This is a genomic window from Gordonia effusa NBRC 100432 (assembly GCF_000241305.1).
Lineage (GTDB): Bacteria > Actinomycetota > Actinomycetes > Mycobacteriales > Mycobacteriaceae > Gordonia > Gordonia effusa.
Genome location: NZ_BAEH01000022.1, coordinates 45434 through 63910, shown reverse-complemented (window position 1 = coordinate 63910; position 18477 = coordinate 45434). Strand labels below are relative to the sequence as shown.

15 protein-coding genes and 2 pseudogenes are annotated in these 18477 nt (G+C 61.3%); 9 read left to right on the top strand and 8 right to left on the bottom strand.

The window, feature by feature from the left end:
• The 7 genes and pseudogenes from GOEFS_RS23365 to dnaA form a co-directional block, all read right to left on the bottom strand.
• Nucleotides 1-596: pseudogene (locus tag GOEFS_RS23365) on the bottom strand (DUF3566 domain-containing protein); the annotation flags it as partial.
• Between the two features lie 75 nt (nucleotides 597-671).
• The gene (gene gyrA / locus GOEFS_RS04125; protein ID WP_007316620.1) at nucleotides 672-3188 is read right to left on the bottom strand and encodes a DNA gyrase subunit A; all 2517 of its coding nucleotides are present in this window, start codon (nucleotides 3186-3188) and stop codon (nucleotides 672-674) included.
• A gap of 40 nt (nucleotides 3189-3228) precedes the next feature.
• The gene (gyrB, locus tag GOEFS_RS04120) at nucleotides 3229-5298 is read right to left on the bottom strand and encodes a DNA topoisomerase (ATP-hydrolyzing) subunit B (protein ID WP_007316619.1); all 2070 of its coding nucleotides are present in this window, start codon (nucleotides 5296-5298) and stop codon (nucleotides 3229-3231) included.
• Nucleotides 5299-5528: 230 nt separating this feature from the next.
• Complete coding sequence (locus GOEFS_RS04115; RefSeq protein WP_007316618.1) at nucleotides 5529-6047, bottom strand: DUF721 family protein; 519 nt, start codon at nucleotides 6045-6047, stop codon at nucleotides 5529-5531.
• Nucleotides 6047-7222 carry a DNA replication/repair protein RecF gene (recF, locus tag GOEFS_RS04110; RefSeq protein ID WP_040524459.1) on the bottom strand — a complete coding sequence of 392 codons (1176 nt, stop codon included), beginning with the start codon at nucleotides 7220-7222 and terminating at the stop codon, nucleotides 6047-6049. The genes GOEFS_RS04115 and recF overlap by 1 nt, the downstream gene beginning before the upstream one ends.
• 10 nt (nucleotides 7223-7232) lie before the next feature.
• Entirely contained in the window at nucleotides 7233-8402 is a 1170-nt protein-coding gene (gene dnaN, locus GOEFS_RS04105; protein WP_007316616.1) for a DNA polymerase III subunit beta, read from the bottom strand.
• Between the two features lie 450 nt (nucleotides 8403-8852).
• Nucleotides 8853-10379, bottom strand: coding sequence for a chromosomal replication initiator protein DnaA (dnaA, locus tag GOEFS_RS04100; protein WP_007316615.1), 1527 nt, complete (start codon nucleotides 10377-10379; stop codon nucleotides 8853-8855).
• 473 nt (nucleotides 10380-10852) lie between these two features.
• Between dnaA and rpmH the strand changes: the two genes are divergently transcribed.
• The 9 genes and pseudogenes from rpmH to GOEFS_RS04055 all read left to right on the top strand — a co-directional run bounded on the left by rpmH (nucleotide 10853) and on the right by GOEFS_RS04055 (nucleotide 17244).
• Nucleotides 10853-10996, top strand: a complete 144-nt coding sequence (gene rpmH / locus GOEFS_RS04095) for a 50S ribosomal protein L34 (RefSeq protein ID WP_006337454.1) — start codon at nucleotides 10853-10855, stop codon at nucleotides 10994-10996.
• Between the two features lie 30 nt (nucleotides 10997-11026).
• Nucleotides 11027-11413, top strand: coding sequence for a ribonuclease P protein component (gene rnpA / locus GOEFS_RS04090; protein ID WP_007316613.1), 387 nt, complete (start codon nucleotides 11027-11029; stop codon nucleotides 11411-11413).
• Nucleotides 11410-11661 (top strand): annotated as a pseudogene (gene yidD / locus GOEFS_RS04085) (membrane protein insertion efficiency factor YidD); the annotation flags it as partial. The gene rnpA and the pseudogene yidD, both read left to right, overlap by 4 nt.
• Before the next feature lie 33 nt (nucleotides 11662-11694).
• Nucleotides 11695-12807, top strand: a complete 1113-nt coding sequence (yidC, locus tag GOEFS_RS04080) for a membrane protein insertase YidC (protein ID WP_007316611.1) — start codon at nucleotides 11695-11697, stop codon at nucleotides 12805-12807.
• 57 nt (nucleotides 12808-12864) lie between these two features.
• Nucleotides 12865-13482 (top strand): Jag family protein, encoded by a 618-nt coding sequence (locus GOEFS_RS04075; protein WP_040524474.1) that lies wholly within the window; start codon nucleotides 12865-12867, stop codon nucleotides 13480-13482.
• Between the two features lie 154 nt (nucleotides 13483-13636).
• Nucleotides 13637-14323, top strand: a complete 687-nt coding sequence (gene rsmG, locus GOEFS_RS04070) for a 16S rRNA (guanine(527)-N(7))-methyltransferase RsmG (RefSeq protein ID WP_007316609.1) — start codon at nucleotides 13637-13639, stop codon at nucleotides 14321-14323.
• Between the two features lie 113 nt (nucleotides 14324-14436).
• Entirely contained in the window at nucleotides 14437-15396 is a 960-nt protein-coding gene (locus tag GOEFS_RS04065) for a ParA family protein (RefSeq protein ID WP_007316608.1), read from the top strand.
• Nucleotides 15393-16394: a ParB/RepB/Spo0J family partition protein gene (locus GOEFS_RS04060; protein WP_007316607.1), complete on the top strand. Its 1002-nt coding sequence runs from the start codon at nucleotides 15393-15395 to the stop codon at nucleotides 16392-16394. Before GOEFS_RS04065 ends, GOEFS_RS04060 begins: the two co-directional genes overlap by 4 nt.
• 139 nt (nucleotides 16395-16533) lie before the next feature.
• The gene (locus GOEFS_RS04055) at nucleotides 16534-17244 is read left to right on the top strand and encodes a hypothetical protein (protein ID WP_007316606.1); all 711 of its coding nucleotides are present in this window, start codon (nucleotides 16534-16536) and stop codon (nucleotides 17242-17244) included.
• Nucleotides 17245-17250: 6 nt separating this feature from the next.
• Here the strand turns inward: GOEFS_RS04055 and GOEFS_RS04050 are convergent, their stop codons facing one another.
• The gene (locus GOEFS_RS04050) at nucleotides 17251-18420 is read right to left on the bottom strand and encodes an N-acetylmuramoyl-L-alanine amidase (protein WP_007316605.1); all 1170 of its coding nucleotides are present in this window, start codon (nucleotides 18418-18420) and stop codon (nucleotides 17251-17253) included.
• Nucleotides 18421-18477: the final 57 nt, after the last annotated feature.

The window sequence follows — 18477 nt, the reverse complement described above, 5'->3', positions numbered from 1 at the left end:
ATCGACAACACCGCGGAGATCTTGAACATCGCCCAGGGATCGATCCGACGAACCTGTACCGACGCCCGCAGTGCCCGTCCGGAGCCAACCTGAGTTGGCCCCGACCGCGTTGACGACGGCGAGGCCTTGGCGGGCTTCGCCGCATCCACGTGGTGGATCGCATCAAGGTCGGGCAGGTTCTGCGTCGCCAACCCCGCGCGGTCGATATTGCGCGTCGGCGACTCGACAAAGGTTTCGGTCTTAGCGTCGTCACCCGAGGTCGCCGTGCCCGCCTTGGCCCCGGTCGCATCGAGCTTGTTGAGGGGCTTGCGCTCGCTCTCACCAGGCGTCCCGCTCACCACACCGCGCGGCGGCGGACCAGCGGGCGCCGACTTCGCTCCCGGCGCGTTATCGACTTGGCCCGCTCGCTGCGCTCCCGGCGCGTTATCGACCTGGCCCGCTCGCTGCGCTCCCGGCGCCGTCGACTCACTTTGACCGCGCTGCCACGGCGGCACTACCGCCGGACGCGTTGTTCCCGACGCCGACGAAGACTCGGTCGATGCGGACGAACCCGCGCCATCGGTCTTCTGATCGTCTGGCTCATTCGCTGTGCTCAATGACATTCCTTGAATCGACGGTGGCGGGCTTGCTGGTCCGGCACGTCACACGGACATAGGTTCACGGTACCGACGTTACTTCTTGGTGGCCGTGTCGCTCGACGATTCCTCTTCGGGCTCATCCGCGTTGCGTGCGATCGCCAACAGCGTAGTGCCTTCGCCGAGGTTCATCAGGCGAACACCCTTGGTCTGTCGGCCGGCCTTTCGAACCTGCTTGGCACCGGTGCGGATGACACCACCACCGGAAGTGATGGCGTACAGCTCGGTCTCGTCGTCGACGATGAGGGCGCCGATCAGATTTCCCCGACGCCGGTCGTGCTGAATAGTCAACACACCCTTGCCGCCACGCCCCTGCACCGGATAGTCATCCATCGCGGTGCGCTTGGCATAGCCGCCCGACGTCGCCACCAATAGATAGGTATCGGGGACAACGACGTTGAGCGAGAGGAGCTTGTCGTCGTCGTTGAACCGCATACCCTGCACACCCGACGTCTGCCGGCCCATCGGCCGCAACACCTCATCAGTCGCGCTGAAGCGGATCGACTGGCCGTGATCGGACACCAGCAGCAGATCGTCGTCGGAGCTACACAGTTGTGCGCCAACGAGTTCGTCTTCGCCGCGCAGGTTGATCGCCGCGATACCGCCGGAACGGTTGGAGTCGAAGTCTTCGAGTTTCGACTTCTTCACCAGGCCGTTGCGCGTGGCCAGCACCAAATACGGTGCGTCCGAATAGGTTTTGAGCTGGATGATCTGTGCGATTCGCTCTTCCGGTTGGAACGCAAGGAGATTCGCGACGTGCTGACCGCGTGCGGTGCGGTTGGCCTCGGGCAGTTCGTACGCCTTCGCGCGGTAGACGCGGCCCTTGGTCGTGAAGAACAGCAGCCAGTCGTGTGTCGAGCAGACAAAGAAGTGCGCCACGATGTCGTCCTGCTTGAGGCCGGCACCCTGCACACCCTTACCGCCGCGGCGTTGGCTGCGGTACAGGTCGGTCTTGGTCCGCTTGGCGTAGCCGGTCTCGGTGATCGTGACGACGACATCCTCGCGCGCGATGAGATCTTCATCGGCTACATCACCTTCTGCCGCAACGATTTTCGTGCGACGCTCGTCGCCATACTTGTCGACGACCTCACGCAGCTCGTCACGCACGATGGCACGCTGACGCTCTGGCCTGTCGAGAATGTCTTTCAAGTCGGCGATCTCGCGTTCGATCTCGGCGAGTTCGTCGACGATCTTCTGGCGCTCGAGTGCGGAGAGGCGACGCAGCTGCATCGCGAGGATCGCGTCGGCCTGAATCTCGTCGATATCGAGCAGGTCGATCAATCCGCGCCGTGCCGCATCGGTATTCGCCGACGCACGGATCAACGCGATCACTTCATCAAGTGCGTCAAGGGCTTTCACCAGACCGCGCAAGATATGAGCGCGCTCTTCCGCCTTGCGCAACCGGTACCGGGTGCGGCGCACGATGACGTCGATCTGGTGGGCGACGTAGAGACGAATCATCTGATCGAGTCGCAGGGTGCGCGGCACGCCATCGACGATCGACAGCATATTGGCGCCGAAATTCGTCTGCAGTTGGCTGTGCTTGTAAAGGTTGTTCAGCACCACCTTGGCGACCGCGTCACGACGCAGCGTCACGACGATGCGCATACCGACGCGGTCCGACGACTGATCCTCAATTCGGCTGATGCCCTTGAGTTTTCCTTCGTTGACCTGCTCGGCGACTGACGCGATGAGGTTATCCGGATTGACCTGATACGGCAGTTCGGTGATGACGAGAGTGGTGCTGCCCTTGTTCTCTTCCACGTCGACGACGCCACGCATCCGGATCGATCCGCGACCGGTGGTGTAGGCATCTTTGATGCCCTGTCCGCCGACAATCAGCCCGGCGGTCGGGAAATCTGGCCCCTTCACCGCATCCATACACGCGGCCAGCATCGCTTCATCATCAGCTTCTGGATTGGCCAACGCCCAGAACACCGCATCGGCGACCTCGGTGAGGTTATGCGGCGGAATATTGGTCGCCATGCCGACCGCGATGCCGCCTGAACCATTGATCAACAAGTTCGGAATACGCGACGGGAGGACCGTCGGTTCCTGGGTCTTGCCGTCGTAGTTCGGGATGAAATCGACTGTCTCCTCGTCGATGTCGCGCAACATCTCCATCGCCAACGGTGTGAGCCGGGCTTCGGTGTAACGCATCGCGGCCGCGCCATCGTTGCCTCGCGAACCGAAGTTGCCCTGTCCATCGACGAGCGGATAGCGCAGCGACCACGGTTGGGCCAGACGAACGAGAGCGTCGTAGATCGCGCTGTCGCCGTGTGGGTGGTAGTTACCCATCGTCTCGGCAACGGGTTTAGCCGATTTCACGTAACTGCGGTCCGGGCGGAAGCCGGCGTCGTTCATCGCGTAGAGCAACCGGCGATGCACCGGTTTGAGGCCGTCGCGGACCTCGGGCAGCGCACGACCGACGATGACGCTCATCGCGTAATCGATATAGCTGCTCTGCATCTCCTGTTGAATGTCAACGGGTTCGATGCGGTCGCGGCCACCGTCGTCGTCGGTGCCGCTCGGTGGCAAAGTGGTATCTGTCATTGGTGTTTCACGCCTTCGAGATCAGTGGATGCTAGACGAACTAGACATCGAGGAAGCGGACGTCCTTGGCATTGCGCGCGATGAAACTGCGGCGAGCGGCAACGTCTTCACCCATCAGGATGGAGAAGAGTTCATCCGCCGCCGCGGCGTCGTCGAGGGTGACTTGACGCAAGATACGAACGTCGGGATCCATTGTGGTTTCCCACAATTCCTTCGCGTTCATCTCGCCGAGACCCTTGTAGCGCTGGATGCCGTCGTCCGTGTTGATCTTCTTGCCGCCCGCTTTTCCGGCCTCGAGCAGTGCATCACGCTCGCGGTCGGAATAGGCGAATTCGGGATCAGCACCCTTCTGCCACTTCAATTTGTACAACGGCGGCTGCGCGAGGAAGACGTGACCGTGTTCGACGAGTGGCCGCATGAAGCGGAACAGCAGGGTGAGCAACAGCGTCGAAATGTGTTGTCCGTCAACGTCGGCGTCGGCCATCAGCACGATCTTGTGATAGCGAAGCTTCTCGATGTCGAACTCGTCGTGAATGCCGGTGCCGAACGCGGTGATGATCGACTGCACTTCAGCGTTCTTGAGCACGCGGTCGATGCGAGCCTTCTCGACGTTAATGATCTTGCCGCGCAACGGAAGTATCGCCTGATACATCGAGTCACGGCCGGATTTGGCTGAGCCACCGGCGGAGTCGCCCTCGACGATGTAGACCTCGCATTTGGACGGATCGTTGCTGCGGCAGTCGGCAAGCTTGCCGGGCAGGCCGCCGATATCGGTTGCGGTCTTGCGGCGCACCAACTCTCGCGCTTTACGCGCGGCCATCCGCGCCTGCGCCGAATCAACCGCCTTGCGGATGATGACTTTGGCTTCGGCCGGATTGGACTCGAACCAGTGCGCGAGGTGTTCGTTGCACATCTTCTGCACGAAGCTCTTCACCTCGGTGTTTCCGAGTTTGGTCTTGGTCTGACCCTCGAACTGCGGGTCGCCGACCTTCACCGAGATGACAGCGGCCAGGCCCTCGCGAATGTCGTCACCGGTGAGTTTGCCGTCTTTTTCTTTCACCAGCTTCTTGTCAGCGGCGTATTTGTTCACCGTGCTGGTCAGTGCGGCGCGGAAACCCTCTTCGTGGGTACCGCCTTCGTGGGTGTTGATGGTGTTGGCGAAGGTGTGGACCGATTCGGAATAGCCGTTGTTCCACTGCATCGCGATTTCGACCTCGTGGCCGGTGCCCTTGCCGGTGAATCCGACGACCGAGGAGTGGATGGCGTTCTTCGTACGGTTGAGATGCTTGATGTAATCGACCAAGCCATCCGGGTAGTGATAGGTGCGCGTCTTGATCTTCGCGACCCGATCGGCCTTTTCTTCCTTGTTGGCGATGGCCTCGGCGGTTTGCTCGCCGTCGGTGCCGCCCATCTCGGCTTCCGCCTCGGCCGCCTCGTCGGTGAGACGTTCATCGGTAAGCGTGATGGTCAGTCCCTTGTTGAGGAAAGCCATCTCCTGCAGGCGCCGCGCCACCGTCTCGGCATTGAAGGTAGTGGTCTCGAAAATTTCCGAATCCGGCCAGAAGCTGACCGTTGTACCGGTCTTGCGAGTCGCCGCGCCCTTCTCGAGCGGATCGGGTACCGCGTTGTGGTAGGTCTGATCCCAGTGGAAGCCGCCGTAGTCGATCGACAGTTCGACGCGGGTCGACAGTGCGTTCACCACCGAGATACCGACGCCGTGCAGACCACCGGATACCGCGTAGGAGTCGGAGTCGAATTTGCCGCCGGCATGGAGCTGGGTCATCACGACCTCGACGGTCGGTACCCCGGTCTTATGCATGTCGGTGGGGATACCGCGGCCGTCGTCGACGACCTTCACTCCCCCATCGGCGAGCAGCGTGACATCGACCTGCGACGCGTAGCCAGCCATCGCTTCGTCGACCGAGTTGTCGACTACTTCCCAGATCAGGTGGTGTAGACCACGCTCACCGGTGGAACCGATATACATGCCCGGCCGTTTCCGGACTGCTTCGAGGCCCTCGAGAATACTGATGGAATCGGCACCATATTCGGAACTCTTCTTCGAGCTCTTCTTGGCTGCTGACGAGTCGGAACTATTGGTATCGGTCACGACGTGCGTCCGCTCCTTACGTTGTCGGTTTGCCCCGTTGGTGATGGCCACTCGACGAAGATTCGACGGGGCACTTCATACATAGTACTGGACCAGTTAGTCAGAAGTGGGTATGCGGCACCGCTAATTCGCGCTCAGAACGCCTAACGCGACGTGAGTGCCGCCCGATCGTGGGTCCGGAACCAAAATCGGTCTCAGCAGGCTGTCAGTCGGTGCTTGGTACGAGGCTCTTAGCCGTAGGTATCACGCGGACCGCGGCCGGAGACATGTCGCTCGCCCTTACGCCACGACGGCGCCTTGGGTCCGGTGATTCGCAGTGACGTCACCACACCATCGCCAACCGCCGCGGCGATCTTCGCCAGAATCTGCGCCTGGACATATCGCAGCTGAGTCGCCCACGCCGTCGATTCGGCCTGGACCTGCAATATTCCGCCATCCAACGCGCTAGGTGTGGCGTGCGCCGCGATGTCGTCGCCGACTATCTCCCGCCATCGGGCGAAAACCGTTCCCTCCCCGATCTTCGGCTGCCAGCCCCGATCGTCAGCTAACCGGCCGGTCAATTTGCCGAACGGCTGCGGGTCGCGCGAATCTGGACCCGGACCCGACCACCGCCGGCGAGTCCGTCCGCCTCCACTGCGCCGGACCGGCGACGCCTTACCCCGACCGACGACCTTGCCCTGGGCACGCGCCTGTTCCAGTGCCTTGCGCGCGAGTTCGTATCCCGACAGTCCGTCCTGGCCGTCACTCATCAGCTGACCTCCTGGATTACCGATCGACGCTGACCCTCATTCTCCTCGATATCCACGCCGATAACGCGGCCGCCGATACCGTCGGGCAAGTCTTCGGCGACAGCGGCGGTAATCAACAACTGTTCGGCTGAATCGACGAAAGCTGCCAAATGCGTACGTCGTGCGGCGTCGAGCTCGGCGAAAACATCGTCGAGCATGATCACCGGCTCGATGCCATCGGCGCGCAATAATTCGACGGTACCCAACCGCAGCGACAACGCCAGCGACCACGATTCCCCATGTGACGCAAAGCCTTTCGCGACATCGGAACCGAGAATGATATCCAAGTCGTCGCGATGCGGCCCCAGGAGCGACTGCCCGCGCTCGATTTCCTTGTCGCGGATAGCCGCAAGACGTTCGATCATCAACTCTTCGATCGAGGCGACCTCGAGCGCCGTGCCGTCAAGATTGACCACCTCGGGTCCGAGCGATGATCGATAAGCGAGTGTCGCCGGGCGAGAATGCGGAGCTATCGACGAATATGCTTGGGAGAAAAGGGGTTTCAGCTTCGCAACGTCGTTGATCCGAGCGGCGATAACCTTCGAGCCGTAGCCCGCGAGTTGTACGTCCCATACATCGAGGGTCGAGATAATCGAGGCAGCATCACCACCGCCACGACGCATCGCGGCTGCCGCGGACTTGAGTAATGCCGACCGTTGACGCAACACGCGGTCGTAGTCCGATTTGTCGGCGACCGCCCCCGGTCCACGGTTTCCGACGATCTCGTCGAGAAATCGACGTCGGTCGGCGGGTTCACCGCGCACCAGCGCGAGATCCTCGGGAGCGAACAAAACCGACCGCAGAATTCCGGCGATCTCCCGGGTCCGACGCACCGGCCGACCGTTGATCGCGGCCTTATTTGCTCCTTCACCGCGGACGGTGAGATCCACGGTCAACTCCCGGCCGGCGTTCTCGACCGTTGCGGTGAGTTGAGCATCGGCTGCTCCCGACCGCACCAGCACGGCATCCGAACTGACCCGGTGCGACCTCAGATTGGTGAGGTAAAACAGTGACTCGACGAGGTTGGTCTTCCCAAATCCATTGCGGCCCACAAAGATTGTGGGTTCGGCCGCGAGTGGCAACGACACCTGAGACCATGACCGAAAGTCTCGGAGAGTCAACTCTCGAACGAACACCTGTGTTCGGTCAGCCCGGGAGTCGCACCGGCATCAGCAGGTAGCTGAATGCCGAATCGGGTGCCACAAAGGCACCGGATTCGTCAGCGACCGGCTCCTCACCGGTGGCCGGCCGCAATACCGCTGGACGGCTCGGGGTGGTGAAACCGAAATCGACCGACGCCGCGCCGATCGCGTTAAGACCCTCTTGCAGGTAACCGGGGTTGAAGGCGATGGTCAGCGGCTCACCGTAGAAGCTGACCGGCAACTCCTCCTCGGCGCGGCCAGCGTCATCGCCGCCCGCGGTGAGCAACACCGATCCTTCGCTGAATTCCATCCGGACCTGGGCACCACGCTCGGCGACCAACGCGACGCGCTTGATCGCCTCAAGCAGCGGTCCGCTGTCTATGGTTGCGATCGAGGTGTGGCTGGCCGGCAGTAGCTGACGGAATTTGGGGAATTCGGCGTCGAGCAACCGAGTCGTGGTGCGCTTGCTCGCGCCCAGGATGCCGAGGATGCCCTCGCCGCCGATTGCCGAACCGCTACCGAAGGCGAGCGAAACGTCAGTACCGGCCTCCGAACCCGCGGTTTTAGCCGATTCGGAAAGAGTCTTGGCCGGCACGAGCACGGCGCCGGTGACGTCGGAATCCGTTGGCTGCCATTCGAGTTCGCGCACAGCCAGCCGGAATCGGTCCGTGGCGGCCAGCACAACTTTCGCACCCTCGATCTCCACCCGGACACCGGTCAGCATCGGCAGAGTGTCATCACGTCCCGCAGCGACAGCAACCTGGGAGATCGCTTCAGCAAAGATCGTGGCGGGCACCGTGCCGGTGACCGTCGGAACCTCGGGCAGCTGCGGGTAGTCCTCGACCGGCATCGTCGGCAACGAGAATCGCGCACTGCCGCAGCTGATCGCGACTCGTGAGCCGTCGAGAGCGACATCAACCGGCTTGGCCGGCAGCGCCTTGGTGATCTCCGCCAAGAGGCGACCGGAGACGAGCACGGTTCCGGGTTCGGCGATCTCGGCGGCAAGGCTTTCCTGCGCCGACACCTCGTAGTCGAAGCCGGAGACGCTCAGGCCGGTGTCAGTGCTGGTGATCAGAACGCAACCCAAGACAGGAACGGGTGGCCTCGACGGCAGGCTGCGAGCAACCCAGGCAACTGCGTCTGCAAAGTCGTCGCGTGCAACACGGAATTTCATGCCTGGGAGTCACCTTTGCCTGAAGTCGATCGTCGGTTGGGATTCCACTGTAGAACGCCAGGACGTGGTGGGGGTTCCCTGGGCCAGATTCGCCCGCACTCGAACTCAAGAACCGGCTTGCGAACCACAGTTGTGCACACACCTGCTTTTAAAGATCTTCTTAAAGAAAGAACTACTCATAGTCATAGGTCCTGTGGATTCTGTGGAGAACTGTCGTCGTCGCTGGCCAGCCCGGAAATTGGCATGTGTACGAGCGGTGGACGACACCGGCGTGATCGGGCGAGGCTGTGTACAGCTACGAAACTGTTCGTGAACTGTCCCCGGTCTGTCCACAGGTTGTTGTAGTTGTCCTCATGTTTGTGCACAGGCGTGTGGGAGTGGTGACAGCGGTATTCGACGACAGAACGGGTGAGAAAAACTCTCGGGCAGCGGTTGAGAGTCGGGCTTCGATCAGCCTTCTGCGCCCTGCTTGATTCGCGCGGTGAGTTCTTGAACGTGGTTGTACACATCTCGACGTTCAGCCATCGCGCCACGGATCTTCTTGTCGGCGTGGATGACCGTGGTGTGATCACGGTCGAAGGTCTCGCCGATCTTCGGCAGTGACAGATCGGTGAGTTCACGGCAGAGATACATCGCGATCTGCCTGGCCTGGGCAATGGCACGAGTGCGACTGGGCCCACGTAATTCGTCGACGGAGAGGTCGAAGTAGTCCGCGGTGGTGGTGAGAATCCGTGCGGCGCTTACCTCGAAGGCATTGGTTTCGGGCAATAGAGCCTGCAGCACAACCTCGGCTAGCGAGCGATCGAGTTCGGTGTTGTTCAGCGATGCGAACGCGGTGACACGGATCAGAGCACCTTCCAACTCACGAATATTGCGCTCGATCTTCGACGCGATGAGCTCAAGCACGTCGTCGGGCACGGTGATGTCGTCCATCTGGGCTTTCTTGCGCAAGATGGCGACCCGTGTCTCGAGGTCGGGCGGCTGGACGTCGGTGATCAGTCCCCATTCGAACCGCGTGCGGAGCCGATCCTCAAGTGTCGCAAGCTGTCTCGGCGGTCGGTCCGAAGAAATGACGATCTGTTTTCCGGAGTTGTGCAGCGTGTTGAAGGTATGGAAGAACTCTTCCTGAATACCCTCGCGGCCCATCAGGAACTGAATGTCGTCAACGAGAAGGATGTCAATGTCGTCGCGGTAGCGACGTTTGAACGCGACGCGGCGATCGTCACGAAGTGAGTTGATGAAGTCGTTGGTGAATTCTTCGGTCGATACATATTTGACGCGCATACCCGGGAACAGACGTTGAGCGTAGTGGCCGGCCGCGTGCAGCAGGTGTGTCTTGCCCAGCCCCGACTCACCCCAGATAAAGAGTGGGTTGTAAGCCCGCGCCGGCGCTTCGGATACCGCCACGGCAGAAGCGTGGGCGAAGCGGTTCGATGCGCCGATGACGAAGGTGTCGAAGGTATATCGAGGATGCAAGCTACGGGCAGTAGGCCCGGTCATGCTCGTGTCGGGCGTTTCGTTGCTGAAATACGTCGACCAGTCGCCGCGAGTATTCGCGTCCGGCTCGTCCCGACCGGAGAAATGTCGACGCTCGGGATGGTCGTTGATTCCGGTGGCCTGGCTGGTTTGTTCTGCTTGAGGTGCGTCGAAGACAGTCGGTGCTGGCTCGCCGGACGCCGGAGTCGATTCCTCGGTCGGCGGTGCGATGCGAACCCCCAACTCGACCGGTTGGCCCAGGTGACGGGAGAGTGCCGACCGAATTGGTTCACGAAGTGTTCGTTCGATCTGTTCCTGTACCAGCGGCGTCGGCACGGTCAGCAATGCGAAGCCTTCGGCCAGGGTCAGCGGATGAACCAGTGAGAGCCAGGCCTTTTGTTGCCTGGTCAGCGGCTGGTGGTCGATCGCGTCGGAGTTGGCGTTGAGTTCGGCGACAACGCGAGCCCAAACCTCGCTGAAAGATTCACGTTCCGATGTCATCGGTCCCAGGACCTCCTGCACGTCGGTAGTTTCGACAACTGTTCCGCAGTGACATTGCCATTGATTGGGCTCGAGTGCCAAGTTGTCCACATGATCTATCCACAGGTGTGAACAAGTGGTGCAGGGATAGCGGAAGCGCGCCACAATGCGCGCGGGAAGTGCCCCAGTCCCCGGGGCGTCTGGAGAAACTTAGCAGAGCTGTATGTCGTTGCGAAAGAAGAATCTGAAATTTATGTTGACCCCGGGCGTGTCGCAGCCAAAGTGTTACCGAACACCACGGTTTGATTTGTCACCGCCAGATCAGTAGTCTCGAGCGGTCTACCAGGTGTGGATTTGCGGACTGGCCTGCGCGAAAACTCAGGCCGTCGAACCGAGATCACTCGGCACCACCCCGGGACCGCCAAGACCGCAAATGCTGTCAATCAAAGGTGCGCGTGTGCCTGGGGTTGATGGCCCGATACGAGGAGTACCTCATGGCCAAGGGCAAGCGTACCTTCCAGCCGAACAACCGTCGTCGTGCCCGTGTGCATGGATTCCGTCTGCGTATGCGGACCCGCGCCGGCCGCGCGATCGTGAACGGTCGCCGCAGCAAGGGTCGCGCCAAGCTCACCGCCTGAGCTCGTCGGGCAAGTCCTGACTAGGCGTCGATGAATGCACAGCAGACTTCGCGCCGATTGGTTCGCGGTGACTTTGGCCGCACGATCAAATCCGGTGCGCGCGTGGGTAGTCGGGATCTGACTATCCACTTCCTCAGGGTCGGCTCGGCCTGGCCCGACGCCGCCGGTGTGCGTAAAGACGTCGCTCTGGTCGGCGGACCCTGGTTTGGACTGATTGTCAGCAAAGCCGTCGGCAACTCGGTAGTGCGCCACACTGTGGCCCGCCGGCTGCGGGCGGCTTTCGCGTATCTGTGCGATTCGGTGGATCTTGGCGAGACCTACGTGGTTATTCGAGCGCGGCCGAGCGCGGCTACCGCGAGCAGCCTGGAACTGGGCAAGCAGTTGGTACAAGCGCTCAAGAAGATGGAATCGCGATGACAGAACACTCCTGGTGGTCGGCGATCTACCGGTCGCCGCGTCGAGCCGTCATCTTCATCATCGAGCTGTACCGCACCTGGGTGTCCCCGATGCGGCTTCCCACGTGTCGGTTCGAGCCGACATGCAGTGCTTATGCGGTCGAGGCACTGGACACACACGGATTTCTAATTGGCAGTTGGCTGTCGGTGGTGCGGCTCGCGAAATGCGGCCCGTGGCATAAGCCTGGATATGACCCGGTCCCCGAGCGCCGGGTCAGCAAAGCAGTGAGGGGTTCATAAGAAGTGCTCAACTTCATCTACTACCCAGTGTCGGGAATCATGTGGGTGTGGCATTGGCTATTCGATGCCATTCTGCCCAGCAGTCCCGGGTGGGACGGTTTCGCTTGGGCCTTGTCGGTCGTGTTCCTGGTGTTCACCCTCCGCGCGATTCTCTACAAACCTTTCGTCAAGCAGATTCAGACGACGAAGAAGATGCAAGAGATACAGCCGCAGATGCAGGCTGTGCGTAAGAAGTACGCCAAAGACAAGGTCAAGATGACCGAGGAGATGCAGAAGCTGCAGAAGGAGCACGGCTTCAATCCGCTCCTGGGCTGTTTGCCGATGCTGCTGCAAATCCCGGTGTTCATTGGTCTGTTCCACGTGCTGCGGTCGTTCAACCGGACCGCGACCGGTATGGGTCAGCTCGGGCTCACCCCCGAAGAGACCAGGGAGCTCCCGAACTACTTCTTCAGCGTCGATCAGGTACAGAACTTCCTCGACGCCCGGTTCTTCGGTGTACCGCTGTCGTCCTTCATCACCGAACCGATCTCTGAGTGGCAAGCCTTCATGGCTCATCCCACCGACCCCATCGACTTCACTCGCGGCAATATTGCTGTCGTCGTCATTCCGATCATGCTCGTCGCTTCCTTCGCCACCTATATGAATGCGCGGGCGTCGGCAAAGCGGATGACCGCCGAGGCTCTGGAAAATCCACAGACCCGATTTATGACGATGCTGTCGCAGTACATCTTCCCGCTCGGCATCTTGGTGACCGGACCGTTCTTCCCTGTCGCCATCCTGCTCTACTGGGTGTCCAACAACGTCTGGACTTACGGACAGCAACACCTCGTCTTCGGTCGTATCGAGCGTGAAGAACAAGCAGCGCGCGAGGCGAAACAAGAAAAGCTCAAGGCGAACGCGCCTAAGCCGGGCGCACGTCCCGATCGCAATAAGACGAGCCTCGCGAAGGAATCTGGCGACGCCGACGATGTAGCCGCGACGGTTGACACGACCACGAAGCAGAAGACGACGAAAACATCCGCCGGATCGGGTCAGGGGCAAGCGAAGAAGCCCCAGCCTCGTCCGAACAGCAACAAGAATCGGCGTAAAGGCGGCCGTAAGGGTGGGCGGCACTGACCTGATGGTCGGGTCGCGAGACGAACTTTATTGAAGGCAGAGAGTTAGGTGAACGAGATGACTACGGAAGCTGCGGCACAAGACGCCGCACAGTCCGACGCGGCGGAGACGGCGTCGGCGGACGCGGTAGAGGAAGTACACTCCCCCGCCAACGAGACGGTAGCCGAAGTGGAAGACGCGGCAGACGCCGCTGCAGACGAAGGCGACGAAGAGGATCGGCTTGTCGAGGAGGGTGAGATCGCGGGCGACTACCTCGAGCAGTTGCTCGACGTCCTCGACTTCGACGGCGATATCGATCTGGATGTCGACGGCGATCGTGCGGTCGTGAGCATCGACGGCGGCGACGACTTGACGAAGCTGGTCGGTCGGAAAGGCGAAGTCCTCGATGCGTTGCAGGAGCTGACCCGACTTGCGGTTCAACAAGCGACGGGTGATCGCAGCCGACTGATGCTCGATGTCGCTCGCTGGCGCGCCGATCGTCGTGATCGCTTGGCTCGGTTGGGTACCGAGGTTGCCAACCGCGTCGCCGAGAAGGGTGGTCGCGAAGCTCTCGACCCGATGACTCCGTTCGAGCGGAAGATTGTGCACGACGCTGTCGCGGCCGTTGCTGGTGTAGTCAGCGAGAGCGAGGGCGTCGAGCCCAAACGTCACGTTGTGGTGATCAAGACCGACTGACACATTAGAGTGTTGCGAAGGAAGTGAAGAGTCCCGGCTTCTAGCCGGGACTTCTTTCGTTGTAGGGCCATAAATTACGAGGGTGTAATTCACCGTGCTGTCGACACGCGGTATCCGTGTTTCACGTGAAACATCACCCCGGAGGGATCGATGAATGCCTGACGCCGCAGCGCGGGACGCACCCGCGCTCGCACGAGAGATCTTCGGCGCACAAGTAGATGTCGCCGAGAAGTACTGGGATTGGCTCGCGGAAGCCGCGGTTGTCCGAGGATTGATAGGGCCACGCGAAGCGCCGCGTCTATGGGAACGCCACTTGATCAATTGCGCTGTCGTGAGCGAGTGCCTTGCCGAGGGCGAGTCCATCGTCGATATCGGGAGTGGCGCGGGTTTGCCTGGAATCCCGTTGGCGATTGCACGACGGGATGTGCGGATGACACTCGTGGAACCGTTGCTGCGCCGTGCGACCTTCCTCGAGGAAGTCATCGCGGACTTGGGTCTCGCGATTGAGGTGGTGCGTGGTCGAGCAGAAGAGAGCGCGGTGATTGACCGTGTGGGCGGCGCCGACGTCGTGACTTCGCGAGCGGTTGCACCTCTCGATCGATTGGCGAAGTGGTCCGCTCCCCTGATCCGCACTGGCGGCCGGTTGGTCGCGTTGAAGGGGTCGTCGGCAGCGGAGGAGATCGGCGAGCATGCGGAGGCAGTCAATCGGCTGGGCTTAGTCGATCTCGAGGTGCGCGAGTGCGGTGCTGACCTTCTGTCCGTCCCGACCATCGTCGTCGTCGGGACCAAGGTTTCGGTCTCGAAGTCGAAGCGACGTAATCGATCGTCTGGAAGGTCTTGAAGTTGGCTTGGAAGCGCGCGAAAGCGCACAATAGAGATCGCGACAGGACGGCGTCCGTAGCCGTCGAAGATGTCGATTCGCATTCGTCGAGTGAAGCACCGAGGAGTTCCAGCGTGGCCCAGAAGAGACCGACTGTTTCACGTGAAACAAGTGGATCCGGCACCGCTGGACGGTCACCGCAGCCTGACTTCAACGACACCCCGATCGCCGCTGCCGCAGCACGCGCCAGTCAGGTTCTGACGCCGGGTGCCAGTGGTCAACTCCCCCGCCCCCCAGCTATCCGCGTGATCACTGTGGCCAATCAGAAAGGCGGCGTCGGCAAGACCACCACCGCGGTCAATATGGCGGCCGGCCTCTCGATACATGGGCTCGGCGTTCTCGTGATCGATCTCGACCCGCAGGGAAATGCGAGCACCGCGTTAGGAATCGACCATCGGCAGCCCGACATCGCGTCGGTCTACGAACTACTCCTCGGCGAGGTCACACTTCGGGAAGCGATTCAGAAGTCCCCTAGCAACGACAATCTCTACTGTGTCCCGGCGACTTTGGATCTCGCCGGCGCCGAGATCGAACTGGTCTCACTGGTCGCCCGAGAGAACAGATTGCGCAATGCGATAGACCAGGACACGCTCGCCGAACTTGGTATCGACTACGTGCTCATCGACTGCCCACCATCGCTTGGGCTACTGACGGTCAACGCGATGGTGGCTGCGCGCGAGGTGCTGATCCCGATTCAGTGTGAGTACTACGCACTCGAAGGCGTGGGCCAGCTACTTCGGAATATCGAGTTGGTCCAGGCTCATCTCAATCGCGATCTTCATGTCTCGACGGTGCTATTGACGATGTACGACGGCCGGACGAAGTTGGCCGATCAGGTCGCCGAGGAAGTACGCACTCACTTCGGTGACAAGGTATTGAGCACGATCATTCCGCGAAGCGTCAAAGTCTCCGAAGCTCCCGGCTACGCGATGACGATCATCGAATACGACCCGGGTTCACGTGGAGCGATGAGCTATCTCGACGCCGCTCGTGAGTTCGCAATCAAAGCGGTTAGCCCGGAGGGGGTCAAGTGAGCCGGGAAACACAACGCCGTGGCGGTCTGGGCCGGGGTCTGGCGGCCCTGATCCCGACGACACCGACCGAAGAAGCCGGGCCCGGATTGGGCAGCGCGGCCGCCGACGTCGTGATCGGCGGAGGCGCTCCCCCAAGCACCGACGCGCCGACGCCGTCGGTCTCCGACGAGATCGCCGTCTACCGCGAGATCGCTCCCAAGCTGATCCAGCCAAACCCGCACCAGCCGCGAACTGTCTTCGACGAAGAGGCAATGGATGAACTCATCCATTCGATCCGCGAGTTCGGGCTGATGCAGCCGATCGTCGTCCGGACGCTTCCCAAGCCGACCGCCGACGGCGTCAAATTTCAGATCGTCATGGGCGAGCGTCGCTGGCGCGCGAGTCAGGAAGCGGGTCTCGAGGCAGTCCCCGCCATCGTCCGGGAGACGAATGATGGCGACATGCTGCGCGACGCGCTCCTCGAAAATATTCATCGGGCGCAGCTGAACCCGTTGGAAGAGGCAGCCGCATATCAACAGCTGCTCGAAGAGTTCGACGTGACACATGAGCAGTTGGCCGCGAAACTAGGTCGTTCGCGTCCCCTGATTACCAACATGATCCGACTGCTGAAGTTACCAGTCCTGGTGCAGAGTCGAGTCGCTGCCGGAGTTCTATCGGCCGGACACGCTCGCGCATTGCTCGCTCTGGAGACCGGAAGCGACGCACAGGTCGAGTTGGCCGCCCGCATCGTTGCCGAAGGTATGTCGGTCCGCGCGACTGAAGAAGCGGTCACGCTCGCCAACCGGGAAGACGCTCCGACTAAGCCGACCACACAGCAGCGCCGCAAACCGATGCAGATGCCGGGTCTTCAAGACGTCGCCGAACGGCTCTCCGACAAGCTCGATACCCGGGTGACGGTGAGCCTCGGCAAGCGCAAGGGCAAGATCGTCGTCGAGTTCGGCTCGGTCGATGACCTCGAGCGGATCGTTGGGATGATTTCCGAACAGAGTCGCGGATAGAGGTGAAATTCTCCCTTACACGGACACCAGGGAATAACGTCACAGTGACGATATCGTCGGAGAAGGTTGGCCATCGTGCGAAAAGCATTGCAGGACAACAGTTTTCGAATGACTGCTGCCACGGTCGGGTGAACTGACCGTGGGACTGTCGATTGTGCGCCTCGATCTCAGTGGATTCGAGAATTTGCCGTCGCATACTCGCCGGTGTGTCTTCTGGGAGGTGGACCCGGCGACCATCGAGCAAAGTTTGGCCACTCCGATGTTTGCCGAGACCGCGTCGACGACGACGGCGATCTTCGAGAGCGAGTTCGACAAGGAAGCGTGGGTTTCCGGGCTGCTGCTCGAGTGGGGTACCTGTGCGCAGCTCGCCGTCGACACCACCATGCAGTCGGTGGTCGGCACCGCGTTCTACGCCCCGCCCGCCCGAGTACCTCGCGCGAGCCACTTCCCTACTTCGCCGGTGAGTCACGACGCCGTGCTGTTGACGTCGATCACGGCCGAGGCCGGTTTCACCGAGGCGGCGCCGATTCTGCTCGACGCGGTGGTGTCCGATCTGATACAGCGTGGTGTCCGCGCGATCGAAGCATTCGGCATCATCGGAGCCGACGACGGCATTGCCGAGCTCATCAGCGAGTTGTGCACCAACTGCATGATGGATGCCGAATTCTTGAAGGACTCGGGCTTCGACCTCGTCGCTCCCCATCCGCGGTTCCCGCGGTTCCGGCTCGAACTCGACGAAGGCCTCGGCTGGAAATCCGCCGTCGAAGGTGCGTTGGAGAAACTCGTGATCGAGGCAACGATGGAGTTGACCTCGCGTGAGCGCAAGGTCGACGCGCTGCCGGTTGGCTAAGAGCGACTAGGTCGCGACTTCTTCGGCGGCCAATAGATCGGCGAAAGTGTATGTGCCAGTAGGGCGATCGTCTGCGTCGAGTAGATACAGTCGCTTGACGGCAACGAGAATGGCTTCGGCGATTACGTCGCGGGTCCGCGGATCGTCGAGCTTGCTGGCGTCGAGCGAGTTGGTCAGATACCCAATGTCGATGAGCGACACCGGCATTCGGGTCAACCGAAGAAGATCCCAGGTGCGTTGATGGGATCGGCAGTCGGCGAGTCCGGTCCGCGCGACGATCTCCCGCTGGATGAAGCCGGAAAGGTTGCGGCCGATCATCGACGACGAACCATGCGAGTTACCGAAGTAGAACGTCGCGACCCCGTTGGCGGATTCGGTGCTGCTTGACGCACAGCGGAGCGCCAAAACTATATCCGCGTCAACGGCATTCGCGACGCGGGCACGTTCTTCATCGGTCGGCCGCTCGCGGCCATCGTGCGACAGGAAGGTTTCCATTCCAGCCGCCGACATCCGTCCTTCGAGCCGTGACGCGAGATCCCAGAGCACCCGTGCCTCGAGGTCGGCGAGCTCTTCGGTTGGCTGACCGCTCCCCGAGCCGGGGTCGATGACGATACGTTTGCCGGTCAGTCGAGGTCCGGAGCGTCGAACGCGCTCTTCCTCGCGAATGGCATGCGGTGAGCCACCGGTAATCCGGGTGCCGAGACGTTCGAGCGATCGCAGCGTTGCCGGACCGCAGATGCCGTCGGAGGACAGTCCATATTCACTTTGGTAGAGACACACCGAGTTATGGGTGGTCTCGCCGAAGATACCGTCAACGATGGACGTGTAGTACCCGAGATTCTGAAGCCGGGATTGGAGCGTCGCGACGTCGTCGCCAACCATCGGCGAGGACAAGCGATACAGCAAAACCCGTGCGCCCAGGTGGTATGACGATTCGCGCAACGCACGATAGGTCGCCTGGCCGACGACGCCGTCGACGAGAAGTCCGCGCTGCTGCTGAAAGGCGCGCACCGCATGATCGGTCGCGACGTCGAAAACGGCGTCGGGGCTGGTCCAGCCGTTGGCCGAGACCACGGCACCCTCGGAAACAGACCCGGCCAGGAGACCTTGGTTGATCAGGATGGACCGGATCTCGGCGACTGCCGAGCCGTGGTCACCCAACCTGAACGACGGCATCCAAAGCTCTCCTCGCTGACAATCTGGGTACGGACAATGTGGCAAGTCAGATTGTCG

Excerpts from the sequence above, each read along its gene's own strand:
- gyrA (WP_007316620.1), bottom strand. The coding sequence starts at position 3,188 with ATGACAGATACCACTTTGCCACCGAGCGGCACCGACGACGACGGTGGC.
- GOEFS_RS04115 (WP_007316618.1), bottom strand. The coding sequence starts at position 6,047 with ATGAGTGACGGCCAGGACGGACTGTCGGGATACGAACTCGCGCGCAAG.
- dnaN (WP_007316616.1), bottom strand. The coding sequence starts at position 8,402 with ATGAAATTCCGTGTTGCACGCGACGACTTTGCAGACGCAGTTGCCTGG.
- dnaA (WP_007316615.1), bottom strand. The coding sequence starts at position 10,379 with ATGACATCGGAACGTGAATCTTTCAGCGAGGTTTGGGCTCGCGTTGTC.
- rpmH (WP_006337454.1), top strand. The coding sequence starts at position 10,853 with ATGGCCAAGGGCAAGCGTACCTTCCAGCCGAACAACCGTCGTCGTGCC.
- rnpA (WP_007316613.1), top strand. The coding sequence starts at position 11,027 with ATGAATGCACAGCAGACTTCGCGCCGATTGGTTCGCGGTGACTTTGGC.
- GOEFS_RS04075 (WP_040524474.1), top strand. The coding sequence starts at position 12,865 with ATGACTACGGAAGCTGCGGCACAAGACGCCGCACAGTCCGACGCGGCG.
- rsmG (WP_007316609.1), top strand. The coding sequence starts at position 13,637 with ATGCCTGACGCCGCAGCGCGGGACGCACCCGCGCTCGCACGAGAGATC.
- GOEFS_RS04050 (WP_007316605.1), bottom strand. The coding sequence starts at position 18,420 with ATGCCGTCGTTCAGGTTGGGTGACCACGGCTCGGCAGTCGCCGAGATC.